Origin of the sequence: Abyssibacter profundi, from assembly GCF_003151135.1 — a bacterium.
In the GTDB taxonomy this organism is placed as follows: Bacteria; Pseudomonadota; Gammaproteobacteria; order Nevskiales; family OUC007; genus Abyssibacter; species Abyssibacter profundi.
This window is the reverse complement of sequence record NZ_QEQK01000009.1, coordinates 13376-29447: the sequence shown is the minus strand read 5'-3', so window position 1 is coordinate 29447 and position 16072 is coordinate 13376. Positions and strand designations below refer to the sequence as shown.

The 16072-nt window shown below is 56.0% G+C and carries 17 protein-coding genes and 2 pseudogenes; 15 read left to right on the top strand and 4 right to left on the bottom strand.

What is annotated here, in order from left to right:
- Window positions 1-67 precede the first annotated feature (67 nt).
- Window positions 68-1531 (top strand): IMP dehydrogenase, encoded by a 1464-nt coding sequence (gene guaB / locus DEH80_RS10945; RefSeq protein ID WP_109720538.1) that lies wholly within the window; start codon window positions 68-70, stop codon window positions 1529-1531.
- Between the two features lie 39 nt (window positions 1532-1570).
- Window positions 1571-3142, top strand: a complete 1572-nt coding sequence (gene guaA, locus DEH80_RS10940; protein WP_109720537.1) for a glutamine-hydrolyzing GMP synthase — start codon at window positions 1571-1573, stop codon at window positions 3140-3142.
- A 170-nt stretch (window positions 3143-3312) separates the two neighbouring features.
- Here the strand turns inward: guaA and DEH80_RS10935 are convergent.
- A pseudogene (locus tag DEH80_RS10935) lies at window positions 3313-4041 on the bottom strand (IS3 family transposase); the annotation flags it as partial.
- Window positions 4042-4134: 93 nt separating this feature from the next.
- Here DEH80_RS10935 and istA point away from each other — a divergent pair.
- Both istA and istB read left to right on the top strand, forming a co-directional pair.
- Window positions 4135-5157 (top strand): IS21 family transposase, encoded by a 1023-nt coding sequence (gene istA / locus DEH80_RS10930; RefSeq protein ID WP_109720536.1) that lies wholly within the window; start codon window positions 4135-4137, stop codon window positions 5155-5157.
- Entirely contained in the window at window positions 5154-5921 is a 768-nt protein-coding gene (istB, locus tag DEH80_RS10925; RefSeq protein ID WP_109720535.1) for an IS21-like element helper ATPase IstB, read from the top strand. The genes istA and istB overlap by 4 nt, the downstream gene beginning before the upstream one ends.
- Before the next feature lie 56 nt (window positions 5922-5977).
- On the opposite strand, the pseudogene DEH80_RS17600 reads toward istB, so the two are convergent.
- Window positions 5978-6495, bottom strand: a pseudogene (locus DEH80_RS17600) (transposase); the annotation flags it as partial.
- A gap of 555 nt (window positions 6496-7050) precedes the next feature.
- Between DEH80_RS17600 and DEH80_RS10910 the strand changes: the two are divergent.
- The 11 genes from DEH80_RS10910 (at window position 7051) to DEH80_RS10860 (ending at window position 15124) form a co-directional block, all read left to right on the top strand.
- Window positions 7051-7455 (top strand): MerR family transcriptional regulator, encoded by a 405-nt coding sequence (locus tag DEH80_RS10910; protein ID WP_109720665.1) that lies wholly within the window; start codon window positions 7051-7053, stop codon window positions 7453-7455.
- 20 nt (window positions 7456-7475) lie between these two features.
- Window positions 7476-7793, top strand: a complete 318-nt coding sequence (locus DEH80_RS17810; protein WP_102792496.1) for a heavy-metal-associated domain-containing protein — start codon at window positions 7476-7478, stop codon at window positions 7791-7793.
- A gap of 140 nt (window positions 7794-7933) precedes the next feature.
- Window positions 7934-10468 carry a heavy metal translocating P-type ATPase gene (locus DEH80_RS10900; RefSeq protein ID WP_109720532.1) on the top strand — a complete coding sequence of 845 codons (2535 nt, stop codon included), beginning with the start codon at window positions 7934-7936 and terminating at the stop codon, window positions 10466-10468.
- Between the two features lie 66 nt (window positions 10469-10534).
- Window positions 10535-10804 (top strand): DUF2933 domain-containing protein, encoded by a 270-nt coding sequence (locus tag DEH80_RS10895; protein ID WP_109720531.1) that lies wholly within the window; start codon window positions 10535-10537, stop codon window positions 10802-10804.
- 24 nt (window positions 10805-10828) lie between these two features.
- A complete protein-coding gene (locus DEH80_RS10890) occupies window positions 10829-11479 on the top strand; it encodes a methyltransferase family protein (RefSeq protein ID WP_068812488.1) in 651 nt (216 codons plus the stop codon).
- A complete protein-coding gene (locus DEH80_RS10885) occupies window positions 11460-11915 on the top strand; it encodes a hypothetical protein (RefSeq protein ID WP_207774569.1) in 456 nt (151 codons plus the stop codon). Before DEH80_RS10890 ends, DEH80_RS10885 begins: the two co-directional genes overlap by 20 nt.
- A 47-nt stretch (window positions 11916-11962) precedes the next feature.
- A complete protein-coding gene (locus tag DEH80_RS10880; protein WP_068812743.1) occupies window positions 11963-12310 on the top strand; it encodes a hypothetical protein in 348 nt (115 codons plus the stop codon).
- A gap of 12 nt (window positions 12311-12322) precedes the next feature.
- Window positions 12323-12691 carry a hypothetical protein gene (locus DEH80_RS10875; protein ID WP_109720529.1) on the top strand — a complete coding sequence of 123 codons (369 nt, stop codon included), beginning with the start codon at window positions 12323-12325 and terminating at the stop codon, window positions 12689-12691.
- 111 nt (window positions 12692-12802) lie between these two features.
- Window positions 12803-14155: an APC family permease gene (locus tag DEH80_RS10870; RefSeq protein ID WP_109720528.1), complete on the top strand. Its 1353-nt coding sequence runs from the start codon at window positions 12803-12805 to the stop codon at window positions 14153-14155.
- Window positions 14156-14363: 208 nt separating this feature from the next.
- Window positions 14364-14822, top strand: a complete 459-nt coding sequence (locus tag DEH80_RS10865; protein ID WP_008296005.1) for a hypothetical protein — start codon at window positions 14364-14366, stop codon at window positions 14820-14822.
- A gap of 47 nt (window positions 14823-14869) precedes the next feature.
- On the top strand, window positions 14870-15124 hold the full coding sequence (locus DEH80_RS10860) for a DUF5676 family membrane protein (RefSeq protein WP_022960193.1): 255 nt from the start codon (window positions 14870-14872) through the stop codon (window positions 15122-15124).
- Window positions 15125-15148: 24 nt separating this feature from the next.
- Here DEH80_RS10860 and DEH80_RS10855 read toward each other — a convergent pair whose 3' ends face one another.
- Together DEH80_RS10855 and DEH80_RS10850 are read right to left on the bottom strand one after the other, a co-directional pair.
- Window positions 15149-15730, bottom strand: a complete 582-nt coding sequence (locus DEH80_RS10855) for a c-type cytochrome (protein ID WP_109720527.1) — start codon at window positions 15728-15730, stop codon at window positions 15149-15151.
- A gap of 18 nt (window positions 15731-15748) precedes the next feature.
- On the bottom strand, window positions 15749-16036 hold the full coding sequence (locus tag DEH80_RS10850; protein ID WP_165831428.1) for a hypothetical protein: 288 nt from the start codon (window positions 16034-16036) through the stop codon (window positions 15749-15751).
- Window positions 16037-16072 lie beyond the last annotated feature (36 nt).

Here is a 16072-nt window from a genome sequence, read left to right as displayed (position 1 = left end):
TAATCGGGGAGGTCAGACCAGGGCGCAGCCGCGTATACTACGCGCCCCTTCCGACCTGAAGTCCGCCATGCGCTTGAGTGAAGAGGCACTCACCTTCGATGATGTCCTGCTAACGCCGGCCTACTCGAACATCCTGCCACGACAAGTCGATCTCACCACAGCGCTGACGCGCGAGATTCGGCTCAATGTTCCGCTGCTGTCCGCTGCCATGGACACGGTCACCGAAGCGCGGCTGGCGATCAGCCTGGCGCAGGAAGGTGGTCTGGGCGTTATTCACAAGAATATGCCGCCAGCAGCCCAGGCGCGTGAAGTTCGCAAGGTCAAGAAATTCGAATCCGGCGTGATCAGTGACCCGATCACGGTGGCGCCTAGCGCCACCATCCAGCAGGTGCTGGACCTGACCCGCAAGCACAGCATTTCCGGTGTGCCAGTGGTCGATGGCACGGAACTGGTCGGCATTGTCACCAGCCGCGATCTGCGCTTCGAGACGCATTACGACGCGCCGGTCACCAGCGTCATGACACCTAAGGAACGACTGGTGACGGTGCGTGAGAACGCCAGCAAGCAGGAGGTCATGGACTTGCTGCACAAGCATCGCATCGAAAAGGTGCTGGTCACCAACGATGCCTTCGAGCTGCGCGGCATGATTACGGTCAAGGACATCCAGAAGTCCTCCGACTTCCCCAACGCCTGCAAGGATGGCCAGGAACGCCTGCGCGTGGGGGCGGCGGTCGGCACCGGTGCGGATACCGAAGAGCGCGTTGCTGCGTTGGTTGAGGCCGGCGTGGACGTGGTGATCGTCGATACGGCTCACGGACACTCGCAGGGCGTGCTGGAGCGGGTGAGCTGGATCAAGCAGCAATACCCGGACCTGCAGGTCATCGGCGGCAACATCGCCACGGGCGACGGTGCGTTGGCGCTGGTTGAGGCCGGTGCAGATGCCGTCAAGGTTGGCATCGGGCCGGGCTCGATTTGCACGACCCGCGTGGTCGCCGGAGTCGGCGTGCCGCAAATTACGGCGGTTGCCAATGTGGCGAATGCGCTGCGCAGCAGCGGCACCCCGCTGATTGCCGATGGCGGTATTCGGTATTCCGGCGATATGGCCAAGGCGCTGGCGGCCGGCGCCTACTGCGTCATGGTGGGCGGCATGCTCGCCGGCACCGATGAGGCCCCCGGTGAGGTCGAGCTGTATCAGGGGCGCTCGTACAAGTCCTATCGCGGCATGGGCTCGCTGGGCGCCATGGGGCAGGGGTCCAAGGACCGGTACTTCCAGGACGCCACCCAGGAGCTGGAGAAACTCGTACCCGAGGGGATTGAGGGGCGGGTGCCTTACAAGGGCTCCATGTCTGCCATTGTTCACCAGCTGATCGGCGGTGTGCGCGCGGCCATGGGCTATACCGGCTGCGGCAGCGTGGATGCGCTGCGGACCGAGGCCAGCTTTGTGCGGATCACCGGTGCGGGCGTCCGCGAGTCACACGTCCACGACGTCTCCATCGTCAAGGAAGCCCCGAACTACCGCGTCGACGGCTAGTTTCGCCACCGACGTTCGAATCGCTCGACAGAGAACAGCATGCAGCCCAGTGACGAAAAAATCCTGATTCTGGATTTCGGTTCCCAGTACACCCAGCTCATCGCGCGCCGCGTGCGCGAACTGGGCGTCTACAGTGAGATCCATCCCTGGGACTGGACGGCAGAGCAAATCCGCGGATTCGCGCCCAAGGGCATCATCCTGTCCGGTGGGCCCGAGACGGCTTCGGTGGATGGCGGCCCCAAGGCTGACCCCGAGGTCTACGCCATGGGCGTGCCGGTGCTGGGCATTTGCTACGGCATGCAGACCATGGCGGCCGAGTTGGGCGGGCGTGTGGCGCCCTCCAGCAAGCGTGAATTCGGCTATGCCCGGGTCGCGCGCACGGGTCCCTGTCGGCTGCTGGACGATATCGAGGACGCCGTGACCACCGACGGGCTGGCCCAGCTCGACGTATGGATGTCGCATGGTGATCGGGTCGAGGCACCGCCCAGCGGTTTTAGCGTCGTGGCTGGTACCGAGTCGGCCCCAGTGGCCGGTATTGCCGACGATGGGCGTGGCTTTTATGGCCTGCAGTTCCATCCCGAGGTGACCCATACGCTGCAGGGCGCACGGATTCTCGGTCGTTTCATCCACGACATCTGTAACTGCGGCAATGCCTGGCAGCCCGGCAACATCATCGAGTCGCTCATCGAGCGAGTGCGTGATCAAGTCGGCGCCGGTAAGGTGCTGCTGGGGCTATCCGGTGGCGTTGACTCCTCGGTCGTCGCTGCACTGCTGCATCAGGCCGTTGGCGACCAGCTCACCTGCGTGTTTGTCGACAATGGCCTGCTGCGTAAGGACGAGGGCGACCAGGTCATGGCAACCTTCGCCCAGCATCTCGGCGTGAAGGTGATTCGCGTCGACGCCGAGGACCGATTCCTGTCCGCCCTCGCTGGAGAATCCGATCCCGAGGCTAAGCGCAAGATCATCGGCAAAACCTTTATCGATGTGTTTGATGAGGAAGCCGGCAAGCTCACCGAAGTCGATTTTCTCGCCCAGGGCACGATTTACCCGGACGTGATCGAGTCGGCGGGTGCGGCCACGGGCAAGGCCCATGTCATCAAGTCGCATCACAACGTAGGCGGCCTGCCCGAGCACATGAAGCTGCATCTGGTGGAGCCGCTGCGCGAGCTGTTCAAGGACGAGGTCCGCAAGATCGGCCTGGAACTGGGGCTGCCCCGCGAAATGGTCTACCGGCACCCGTTCCCTGGGCCGGGCCTGGGTGTACGCATTCTGGGCGAGGTCAAAAAGGCCTACGCCGATCCGCTGCGCGAGGCCGATGACATCTTCATCTCGGAACTGCGCAATCACGGTCATTACGACAGCGTGAGCCAGGCCTTTGCCGTGTTCCTGCCCGTGCGTAGCGTCGGTGTCATGGGCGACGGGCGTCGTTACGAGCATGTCATCGCTTTGCGGGCGGTCGAGACCATCGATTTCATGACCGCACGCTGGGCGCATCTGCCTTACGAATTCCTCGATCACGTGGCCCGTCGCATCGTCAACGAAGTCGATGGCATATCTCGCGTGGTCTATGACATCTCCGGCAAGCCCCCAGCCACCATCGAGTGGGAATGATTCCACGTCTGGCACTGGCTGGCATTCACAAGCAGTAAACCTCTATTAACCCATTGATATCAATGGGTTTTTCTTTATTTTTTCTGGCAATGTCAGGCACTCCCTAGCACCCTCAAGCAAACTTTTTTCATGGTATTTTTGATGGTATTGTTTGAATCGCTACGGATTTCTTAGACACTCTCGAGCCGCTTAGTAGCCCGCTGTTCAAACTGTACCGGCGACAGCCCGTCGTTGTAACCGTGCCGCCGTTTCCTGTTGTAGAACATCTCGATGTAATCGAAGACATCCGCGCGAGCCGCGTCGCGGCTCGGATAGATCTTTCGCTTGATCCGTTCGCGCTTGAGCAGTTGGAAAAAGCTTTCCGCGACGGCATTGTCGTGGCAGTTGCCTCGCCGACTCATGGAGCACTCCAACTTGTGATCCTCGAGGAATCTCTGCCACTCGTAGCCGGTGTATTGGCTACCTTGATCGGAGTGGACCAGCACGCCGGGTTCCGGCTTTCTGCGCCACACGGCCATCAGTAGCGCCTTGAGCACCAGGTCGGCATGAATGCGCGACTGCATTGACCATCCCACCACCTGGCGCGAGTACAAGTCCACGACGACTGCAAGATAAAGCCAGCCCTCGTAAGTGCGAATCATGGTGATATCGGTGACCCAAGCCTGATTGGGGCCCGTCGGGTCGAATTGCCGGTCCAGCGAGTTCGGTGCCACGACAGCTGGCTTGCCGCCATAGTGCCCTCGTCGGCGGTTGTAGCCGACCTCCGCTTTAATTCCGGCGATACGCATCAGCCGATAGACACGGTTCTTGCCGCACATCTCGCCAAGGTCGCGCATGTCGTCATGGACTTTGCGGTAGCCGTACACACCGCCACTCTCCAGCCAGGCCTGCTTGATCAAGCAGTGTCACCGGACACCCGAAACTGACCCACTTCGGACGAAATTATTGACCCACCTTTGATTCACTGGGCCGGCCGCTAGGAGGTCGGTCCGATGGTTTCTAAGGAAAGGGTGATGGAGATACAGATTTTGCATCGGCGGGGCATGAGCATCCGCTCGATTGCGAGGGAGTGCGGGGTGTCACGCAATACGGTGCGTAAGTACCTGAGGGGTGATGTTGTCGCCGAGGAGCGGCAGGGAGGCCCCGGTCGACCGAGTAGTTTGGAGCCGTACTTGGACTGGCTGAGGCGGCGGGTGCAAGGCGCAGCGCCCATCCGCTTGCCTGCGACGGTATTGCACCGGGAGGTGTCGGCGATGGGCTACACCGGCTCGGTGCGCAGCGTGCAGCGCGCCATCGCGAAGCTCTCGCCGCCGCCGGCGGCCGAGCCGCTGGTGCGCTTTGAAACGCCGGCCGGGCATCAGGCCCAGATGGATTGGGGCGAGTACCGGCTTGGCGGTCGGCGTGTTTATGCCTTCGTCGGCGTGCTGGGCTACAGCCGGTGGCTCTATGTCGAGTATGTGGACTCGATGAAGGCCGAGACGCTGGTGGCCTGCCATCAGCGGATGCTGGCCGATTTTGGCGGCGTGCCGCGTGAGATTCTCTACGACAACATGAAAACAGTGGTGACCCAGCGCAATGCCTACGGCCGTGGCCGCCACAAGTTTCATGACGCCATCTGGGACCTGGCCAAGACCGCGGGCTATCGGCCCCGGCTGTGCCAGCCCTACCGGCCGCGCACCAAAGGCAAGGTCGAGCGCGCGGTGGACTACATCGCCACGAGCTTCTTCCATCCGCTGGTGACACGCCTGGCGCTGGATGGCCGGATCCCCACGCTCGATGAGCTCAATGCCGAGGCCCGGTGCTGGCGCCGAAGCATCGCCAATGTCCGCGTCCATGGCACCACCGGTGAGCGCCCGATCAATCGGCTGGCAGCGGATCAGGCGGCGATGAATCCCTACATGGGTGAAGCACCGGACGCGGCCTTGGATGACTGGGTACCTCTGCAGTGGCCGCGGTATCCGCTGCAGCGCAGCCCACGCGAGTACGACGCGATCCTTGCGGAGGCGGCAGCATGAGCGAACGCATCGATTCGCTGTGCCAGGAGTTGTCGCTTGGCGCGGTGCTGCTGCAGTACGCCAATTTGGCCGATCAGGCCGCCCGGGACGAGGCCAGCTACACCGACTACCTCGAACAGGTGCTGTCGGCCGAGGCGGCCCTGCGCAGCGAGCGCAGCCGCCAGATGCTCATCAAGCTGGCGACCTTCCCGGTGGTCAAGACGCTGGAGCAGTTTGATTTCGACGCCGCCGCCGGCGTGCCACAGGCCAAGCTGCAGGAACTCTCCGGACTGGCGTTCGTCGAGCGCCGGGAAAACGTGATCCTGCTGGGACCCAGCGGCGTGGGCAAAACGCATCTGGCCATCGCCCTGGGCGTGCGGGCCACCGAGCGCGGCTACAAGGTGCGCTTCATCACCGCCGCCGATCTGGTGATGCAGCTGGAAAAGGCCCAGCGAGAGACGCGTTTCGAGCAGTATTTGCGGCGCGCCATCCTTGGTCCGAGACTGTTGATCCTGGACGAGATTGGGTACCTGCCGCTGAAGAAGGAGCAGTCCGATCTCTTCTTCCAGGTCATCGCCAAACGCTACGAACAGGGCTCGGTCATCCTGACCTCGAACCTGTCATTTGGCGACTGGCAAGACACATTCGACGGCAACGCTGCACTGACCAGCGCAATGCTGGACCGGTTGCTGCACCACGCCCACGTCATCCAGATCAAGGGCGACAGCTACCGGCTGCGGCAGGCCCGTCAGAGCGGATTACTCACCGGCAGATCATCCGCGTGAGTGCCATGGGGGTGGGTCAATATTTCTGTCGCGAAGTGGGTCAATTATTTTTGTCCGTTGACACCGCACATCTCGCCAAGGTCGCGCATGTCGTCATGGACTTTGCGGTAGCCGTACACACCGCCACTCTCCAGCCAGGCCTGCTTGATCAAGCAGGTCTGACGGCGATCCTCCAGAGCCCGGCGTGAGAGCGGATTGCGAAGCCAGGCGTAATAGCCGCTGCGATGAACATTCAGCACACGGCACATCGTGCGTACGCGAAACTGGTGCTGGTGATCTCGCACGAATTCGTACTTCACCCGGACTGCTTGGCGAAGTACGTTGCGGCCTTTTTTAGGATGTCGCGCTCCTCTGTGACCCGGCGAAGATCCGCCTTCAGGCGACGCAGCTCCTGCTGCGCGTCGTCCAGCTCCTGCTTGTCCGAAGCCTTAGGCCCGAATTTCTTCAGCCACGCGTAGAGGCTGTGGGTCGTAACACCGAGTCGCTCGGCCACGTCGACCACCGAATAACCCCGATCTGTGACTTGTCGGACCGCTTCAATCTTGAACTCGTCCGTGTACCGCTTGCCGCTCATGAACACCTCCTGAAGTGCCAAAGTGTATGGCTTCGAGGTGTCTACAGAATCCGTGGCGATTCACCTGAACCTTTGAAATCCCTGCTGGCGGTTCTCCCGCTTTGTGCTGGGAGCAACGCATGTTCCGACTAGACTAGCCAGGGTAAACAGGATTACACATCCATTACAGCAATGTAATACACGGGTCATCTTAAGGTCAGAAACGCCGCTCTACTATGACAATGGATAAGTCCAGGTGCAGCTTGGGAGTTGTGTACGGGTCGATTCAATGCAGAAACGCCGCGACAGGATATCTGGCCAATATTAACGGTTGACGGCGTACAGGCTACAGATCGAGGTGCGTGTAATAGTGAGTACGAGAGGCCTGATACCTGTTAATGAAAATTGCTTGACCTGTGTCTTGGACACAGGTGTAAGGTGACAAAAAGCCGGACAAATTCTTTGGATTTTCTCTCGGGTTTAGAACTGATGATTGACTCATATCAAGGCAAGGAACAGATCTTCGGGGTTAATCTGAATCCTGCGATAGTCAGACTGAGCTGCGAGGAGGGCTGTGTGAAAGTTATCGAAATGGCCAGGCGTTTAGGGGTTACGGCCGATACGGTGCGGTTTTATACCCGGATCAAGATTCTGAAACCGGGGAAGAACAAAACCAATGGATATCGGGAATACAGCGAAAATGATTACAACCGCTTGCGATTCGTGCTGAGTGCACGGCAACTGGGCTTTTCCGTTGAGGATATTCAGGAAATTTTGAACCACGCGGATAAGAAGAAATCGCCTTGCCCGACGGTGCGCCGCTTGATTGACCAACGTCTGGGCGAAACTGAACAACGGTTCGCGGAAACTCAGCAACTGCGGGAACGCATGCAGCAGGCCGTGGTTGAGTGGAGCCAAAAGCCGGATAAGGTGCCGACCGGCCATATGATCTGTCACCTGATTGAAGAGTTTGCCCAGTAAATCAACATAGAGGATTTGCCATGAATACACAGAAATTCGAGAGCCCTACTCATCACCGGGGCGGCTGCTGTTGCGCCAGCAAGTCATCCACTGCAGCTAACACTCGGAGCAGTGTTGACTCAGATAGCGATATCCCGCTGCAGCGGCTACAGGTGCAGGGCGCAACGTGCGGTGGTTGTGTAAGAAGTATTGAGCAAACGCTACGCTCTGTTTCCGGCGTAAGCGATGCGTGTATGGATCTGGCGACGGGTGTCGCTTCGGTCGTTGGCATGGTCGAGTCTAACGCTCTGATAGAGGCGTTGGATCGAGCGGGTTTTCCTTCGACCCAAATCAATTAGTTTATGGCTGATGGTTGGAGTAATTAGCAGTTGGTAAGCCTAAGCATGTTACAGGCGTGAAATCTGGTTTGTTAGCTGCTTAATAAATTGAAAAGAGATTACCCCTTCCGTAAAAAATGGCCTGAAAATTGGAGAAATACATGGATCACCCCACAACTTTTCCTTCGTCGAAATCAGTCAACAGCCCGATGAGCAAGTCCGTTCAACTGATAGTGCCTGGCATGGGGAGTAACCACTGCGCTGGTCTGATCACCACTTCGGTTGAGCGGCTGCCGGGTATCATCAACCTCACCACCAATATCGCCAATCACCGTGTCGAGGTTGAATTCGACGCCAACCTGACCAGCGACAACCAGATCCGAGGCGCCATTGAAAAAGCTGGCTACGACGTGACCAGCACGACATCTGCAACACCGGAGACCGGAGGTGAGGCCAGTCTCACTGTCCCCGGCATGGGCAGCGATCATTGTGCCGGACTGGTCTCCAGCTCCATCAAGCGTCTCGCCGGCATCACTGACATTTCCACCAACATTGCCAATCACAAGGTGACGGTTCGTTTTGATGTGGCAACGGTGGATGCGGAAAGAATCAAAGTCGCCATTGAGAAGGCGGGATACGAAGTGGCAGGCGTCAGTGAAAGCCGGGCGCAAGCGGACGCGACAGTGGATGAAGCTGTCGAGGAGCGCTATCTCGACCAGGCCTGGCATCGCGTTTGGTTTGCCGCCGTACCCACCACCATCATCATGATATTGATGATGGTGGACATGTTCTGGATACCAATACCGGGATACCTTGTGTGGGTGGCCATTCTCGGTTTCCCCGTGGTCTTTTTCAAGGGCGGCTGGGCCACCCACCGCTCGTCCTGGCGCTCCCTGACCAACCGTACCGCCAACATGGACGTGCTGATCTCCATGGGCAGCCTGCCACCCTACCTGATCGGGCTGGTGGGCTTTGTCTATCCCATGACGTCCTTTATCGAGATGGCCGTTACCATCATGACCTTCCACATGCTCGGACGATATCTGGAAACCCGGGCCAAGGGCAGAGCGTCACAGGCGATCAAAAAGCTGCTGAAGCTCGGCGCCAAGACTGCCTCTGTGTTGCGGGACGGGCAAGAAGTTGAAGTCCCGGTGGCAGAATTACAAGTGGGAGACATCATGGTGGTTCGGCCCGGCGCCAAGGTCCCCACCGACGGCGAGATCGTCGAGGGTAACAGTCATTTGGATGAATCCATTGCCACCGGCGAGTCAGTGCCGGTGGAAAAAGGGCCCGGTGATGCCGTGATTGGTGCGACCATCAACAAGGAGGGCATGCTCAAGGTGCGTGCCACCCGGGTGGGTGCCGATACCTTCCTGTCACAGGTCGTCCGGTTGGTGGAGCAGGCACAGGGTTCAAAGGTGCCCATACAGGAATTTGCCGACAAGGTGACCGCGAAATTTGTCCCGGGAGTTATTGTCATCAGTTTGGCAAGCTTGGTGGTGTGGGTGCTGTTCGCCGAGCCGCTGCGACCGATTCTCTATTGGGGCGCCGAGTTCCTGCCTTGGGTCAACCCGGAGCTTTCACCTTTAATGTTGGGGATTCTCTCGGCGATTTCCGTGCTGGTCATCGCCTGCCCCTGCGCTTTGGGACTGGCCACCCCCACTGCCATCATGGTGGGATCGGGTTTGGGCGCTGAGAGCGGCGTGTTGATCCGCTCTGGCGAAGCCATTCAGTCCCTCAAGGACATCAAGGCCGTGGTCCTCGACAAGACCGGTACCATCACCAAAGGCGAGCCGGCACTCACCGACGTGATTGCCACCGCCGACTTCGATGAGGGCGACGTGCTCCGTTTCGCGGCGTCGGTGGAAGCGGGCTCCGAACACCCTCTGGGGCAAGCCATCGTAGCCGGTGCGCGAGAAAAGGGCTTGGATGTTCCGACCGTCGCCGACTTCCGGGCCATTACCGCCCGCGGGGTGGAGGGCCGGGTGGACGACCAACTCATTCGCGTCGGCAGCCGCCGGCTTCTCAATGAGGCAGATATCGAACTGGGCGACCTGGAAGAGGCGCTGGTCCGGCTGGAAAATGAGGGCAAGACCGCCATGCTGGTGGCCGCAGGAGACCGCGCCGCTGGCATTGTCGCCGTGGCCGACACCATCAAGGAGGACTCGAAAGCTGCTATTGCCGCTCTTCACCGATTGGGCATTCACACCGTCATGATCACGGGTGACAACGAACGCACCGCACGCCACGTCGCGGATCAGGTAGGCATCGACGAGGTACTCGCGGGTGTCTTGCCTGAAGGCAAGGTGGAGGCCATCAGAAAGCTGCAGACAAAATACGGGCAGCAGGTGGCTATGGTGGGTGATGGCATCAACGACGCCCCGGCACTGAAACAGGCTAATGTGGGTATCGCCATCGGCGCCGGCGCGGATGTCGCCATCGAAGCGGCGGATGTCACCCTGGTGAAAGGCGAGCTGTCCAAGGTGGTGGAGGCCATTCGCCTGTCCCGCGCCACTTTCCGCAAGATTGTCGAAAACCTGTTCTGGGCCTGGTTCTACAACGTGGCGGCCATCCCCATTGCCGCGGTGGGCCTGCTCCATCCCATGATCGGGGTGATCGCTATGACAACCAGCTCCCTGTCAGTGATCGGCAACTCTTTGCGTCTCAAGCGGGTAAAACTGAATGTGGATAAGTAATCCGACAACCGGTAAACAGTGCCGCCCAGCAGGCGGAACATTTCAATTCTATTGGTGAGGTGTGACATGGCAACCCAAAAATCATCATTCTGGTTGACCCCAAAAGGTCTCGCCGCTCTGGGTTTAATTGCAGTAGCAAGCTATTTCCTATTGATCGAGCACCGGCAGCACGTCTGGCAGTTTTTGCCTTTCTTGATTCTCTTAGCCTGTCCGTTTATGCATCTGTTTATGCACGGGGGGCATGGTGGACATGGCCAGCACGAGGATGAATCCGACAAGGCTGCCTATCAGCGTGGGCTGGAAGATGGTCGCAAAGAAAATGAGCATCATCACTAACAGAATATTAACAGGAGAAAAGCTATGCACGGTGAATCTGCTTACGGCCTCTGGACGCTGGTGATACTCAATTCGGCGATATTTATCTTCTTTGCCTTCAGCTTTACCAAGCCGCAAACCAAAACCGATTGGCGAAGCTTTGGCGCTTTCTCGGCGTTTGTTATTGCCCTATTTACTGAGATGTATGGCTTTCCATTAACCATTTATTTTCTCTCCGGCTGGTTGGCGGAAAAATATCCTGGCATTGATTTTCTGTCCCACGAAAACGGCCACCTGTTGCACACGTTGCTTGGTTTTGAAGGTAATCCACATTGGGATCCGCTGCATATCGCCAGTAATGTTCTGATCGTTTTGGGTTTCTTTTTGCTGGCCTCGGCGTGGGGTGTACTGCACAAGGCGCAGCAGACCCGGTCGCTGGCGACCACAGGCTGGTATGCCCGCTGTCGTCATCCGCAATACATTGCTTTTATTCTGATTATGTTCGGCTTCCTGTTGCAGTGGCCAACCATTCCAACGCTCGTGATGTTCCCGATACTGGTAGTGGTCTACGTGCGACTCGCTAAGCGAGAGGAGCGGATGGCGCTGGAAGAATTTGGCGAAATATATCGCCATTATATGGAATCTACGCCAGCGTGGATTCCGAAATTTAAAATCAATGAACCTGAAACTGTCTGAGGATAAAACAATGAAAAATTTAATGTCAGCACTCGCTATTTCCGCATTATTGGCATCTCCAGTCTTCGCCGAAGGTGAGCATCAACATGACGGTGACCCGAACACACAGGGTAAGCAAGGCAGCATGATGATGAGCCATGAGCGAATGATGCCAATGATGCAAGAACACAAAAAATCCATGGAGCGCCTGATGGGTCAGCTGAAAAAGGAAGCAGACCAAGGCAAACGGGATGAACTCATCGAAGCACATATGAAAGAGATGCAGCAATGCATGATGACGCTAAATCAGGGTGAAGGCGACATGGCATCCAGCTCTACCGAAGAGCGCATGAAAATGATGGAAGAGCGTATGGGGATGATGCAGATGATGATGGGGCAGATGATGGACAACATGGTCGAAGCTCGCAAGAGTCGTCCTGAACACATTAAGAAATAAGCAAAGCGGACTATTGATCGTTAGTAATCGATAATTTGGAGAAAGTGGTGGCAGAGCATCGACTGGGTATCAATCCGGGTTTTCTAACCAAGCACAGCTTAAGTTTGCGCGGGGTGAATGAAAGTAACGCGCATGCTATCACAGCGGAGTTGGATGGACTTCCTTGTGTTGACCGTGTTTGGCTGAACATGACGAAAGGTACTCTCAAAATCGCCTATGACGCCTCTCACCACAATATCGATGAAATGATCGCCATTGTCGAAAAACATGGCGCGGTTATTAAAGATAGTTGGTGGAACCGTACAAGGCTTAGTTGGCAGCGACAGACGGATGAAAATATCAAGGATAACGCCAGGCATGAAGCGCATTGTTGCAACAAGATGCCGCCTCATTAGAGGAAATCGAAAATGAGCAAAAAAGAGCATCGGCTGGGCGTATCAGAAATCAATCTTGTGGTACGCCATTTAAAACTGGAACCTGCCGATCAGAACAACCTGCAAGCAGTGGTTGCTGAAGTCGATCAGCTTTACGGGCTCGACGCCATTTCCTTTGATGAAAAAAGTCATGTGCTGAATCTTGCTTATGACGCCTCCAGGATTTGTCTGGATGGTATCGAAGATGTGTTGAAAAAGCATGGCGTCGAAGTAAGCCATGATTGGTGGACGCATTTTAAAGAAGATTATTACAAATTTGTCGATCAGAACGTTAAAAACAACGCCAGTCACGAACCGTGGAGCTGTCATCAAATACCCCCGGGCGCTGGCCGCAAGCGCTAGTGTATACCTCCATGGTGAATGTCGATAAATAGAGAATTGCAGTTAAGCAGCCTGCATACCTTGCACCGAAAGCCCAGAAAGGGGATTAACCATTATTTTTAGGAGTCCTGAATGAAGGAAAAAGACGATCGTTCGACACATTATGACGAGGGTAGCCTCTCTCTGTCAGGTACGGTGATGCTCGGGACTGGGGTGATGATCGGCGCAGGAATATTTGCGCTAACCGGGCAAATGGCAGAGATGACTGGTGCATTATTCCCATTGGCATTCCTCGCGGCCGCGATCATCGTTGGTTTCAGTGCTTACTCATACATCAAAATATCCAATGCCTACCCATCAGCAGGGGGGATCGGCATGTATCTGCATAAGGCCTATGGCGACCGGTTGCCCACTGCGTTTAATGCACTACTTATGTATTTTTCGATGGTCATCGCGCAGAGTTTTCTAGCGCGTACGTTCGGTTCTTACACCATGCAATTATTTGGCGGTGACCCTTCAGGGCAAATGACTCCTATACTCGGCGTCTCCCTAATTCTGGCGGCGTTCATTGTGAACCTGTTGGGTAATCGGTTGATTCAAGGGGTTGCAGGGTTTATCGGCCTACTGAAAATTGGTGGAATTCTAATCTTTGGTCTCGTCGGCATCTGGTTAGCTGATAGCCTGGCAGTGGACTTTGACCATGTAAGCGAGACCGGTTCAGCCAGTAATTTCCTCGGCGCCACAGCGCTGGGGATTCTGGCATTCAAAGGCTTTACCACTATTACCAATAGTGGTTCCGAGGTGATCGATCCACACCGCAATGTTGGTCGCGCCATTGTTATTTCGATTGCTGCCTGTGTCGTTATCTATACATTGGTTGGTTTTGCGGTGGCCAGTAACCTCTCACTCAGGGAGATTATTCAAACTCGAGATTATTCCCTGGCTGCGGCCGCTCGACCTGCACTCGGTGAGTACGGCGTGTGGTTCACCGTTGCGATTGCCATGCTGGCGACGGCGGGAGGGATTCTTGCCAGTATTTTTGCGGTCTCCAGAATGCTGGCGATGCTAACGGAAATGAAGTTGGTGCCCCATAGCCATTTCGGTATGCCGGGTAGCATTCAGAAACATACATTGGTGTACACCGTGGTTCTTGGACTTGTGCTCACCGCGTTCTTTGATCTTTCCCGTATAGCAGCACTTGGCATCATATTCTATCTGGTGATGGATATCGCCATTCACTGGGGTGTTCTGCGCTACTTGTTGGACGATGTTAAAGCCAAAAGCTGGGTCCCCGTTACCGCGATTATATTAGATTCGCTTGCACTAAGCGGGTTCGTTTGGGTGAAGTTGAATTCAGATCCATTTGTGTTGGGTGTGGCCGTTGTCACAATGATGCTAATCGCGATCGGAGAGCAACTATTCCTTGGATCTGAAAAACGAAAGCAAGCTGTGTCCCAAAGTCAGGCGCATGAACATCATCATTAAAAATCATGTGGAGGAAGCCTGCCAGGCACAGAACGGGACTCTAGTGGTTAACTTTTGTTGTTTGGAGAATGGTAATGGATCAAGTTAGCACACTTAAAGCGATCTATATGGGCATCGACACCCACCAGGAACTGGTGGTGTGTATGCGCAGCTATCGTGACTTTTTGAGACTCTAATCGATGAGTCAATCCACAACTGAGAAAAAATTATGCAAATTGAAACCTTAAAAGATGTGCTGCACTGGACCCGGGAATTTCACCAACATCTCAGTCAGTGCTTATCCCATTGCGCAGACAAGAATACGGATGAACGGGCCCGGATGATTCTTGCTTACCTGTCCGATCACGAAAAAAGTCTCACAAAAGTTGTCAATGGCTTCGAAACCTCGGGCGATGAACATGCGCTGAACACCTGGTGTATGGAATATGTGGCAAAGCATCCTATCGTCCGACATGCACATTGCGACGCGCCTTTTGCCGAGCTTGATGCCGCGCAAATCATGGAGGTGATTGTCGATCAGCATCAGCAGGTGATTGAGCTGTATCGCTATCTCGCCTCAAGGGCGGATATCCCCTCTGCCAAGGAGTTGATAGAATCACTCCGGTCGCTGGAGGAACACGAAATGATGCGTATGGTGCAGTCTGCCAACCGGTTCGGGGATATGTAGAGACACTAATTTATTGCAGATACACCACCATAAACGGAGGAATAGTCATGACACTTAATGCGTTCAAATTCGGGATAGCCAGCGCGATTACCGCGGCGATACTGTGGCTGGCTTGCAGCCTGTTGGTGATGTTAATGCCCGCCATGATGTTATCCATGTCTGGGGAAATGGTGCATATGCAACTGAATGAGATGGGTTGGCATTTGACATTCACTGGCGTTGTTGTGGGACTGGTGGCTTGGTCAGTGTCAGCGGGTATCGCCGGGTGGTTGCTGGCGGCTATTTACAACCGCTTGCAGTAAGCCGAAGGATTATGAGGTGCCATATCAGTGACCATGCCCTTCCGAGTCTTGCCCACGTGCGGTGAGTATCTGGTATTGGTCGGGAGACAGTTCCGGCAACTGCTTCAGGAACGCCACCATGTTCCAGATACGTTCATCGTCATGCCCCGGTCCCCAGGCGGGCATGCCCGAGGCCTTGATGCCATGTTTAACAATCCAGAATTGTCGTTTACTGGCCTCGTCGTCATTTTCGGTGTTACCGGTATGATCGTGTCCATGTTCATCACCCGCTAGAGTTAGGTTGGGTGGTGTGGGATATAACCCCAGGGTGAAATCACTTTCGGTTTTACCCGGCTTCAAATGGCACCCTGCACACATATCATTGTAGTCGGCGCCACCCGCCAGTAACCGCTCCGGTGCGTTTAGGTCGCCAGGAACCTTAATGTCACTGGCAGCACGTGCAACTGAACGTTCACGCAAGGTTTCCAGTAGCCAGTAGGTCGGCCGATTGTGTGGTACATCGGCTCCCATGGGGTAGAGACCTGAATAGAGAAACAGCCCACCACCCACCAGCGCGATGACAGCGGTAATGACCAGACTTTTGATAAAGGTGGTGAGCGCCGACATGAAAACTCCTTGGGTTGATCAGTGTTGGTGTTCTGAATGTTGCTCGCCTGAGCTTTTTTCGTTGTCCTGATGATCAGCCTGCGCTTGATCCTTTTTAGAGTCGTTATGATGCATGTCATTCATGCATTGTTTCATCATGGCTTGCATCACGGGATCATTCATATCCATCTTGCTGTGATCCATATTTGTCATGGCTGCACAATCCGGCTTTTCAGCGTCTTTCATATGCTCTTTAGGATCATGGGCCTGTGCAGATAAAGCGATGCCCAGTGTGGAGAGCACGATGACAGTGGCTAGTGTTTTCATAGTAATAAGGTGTTCCTCATAGGTGTTTGAAAAGTT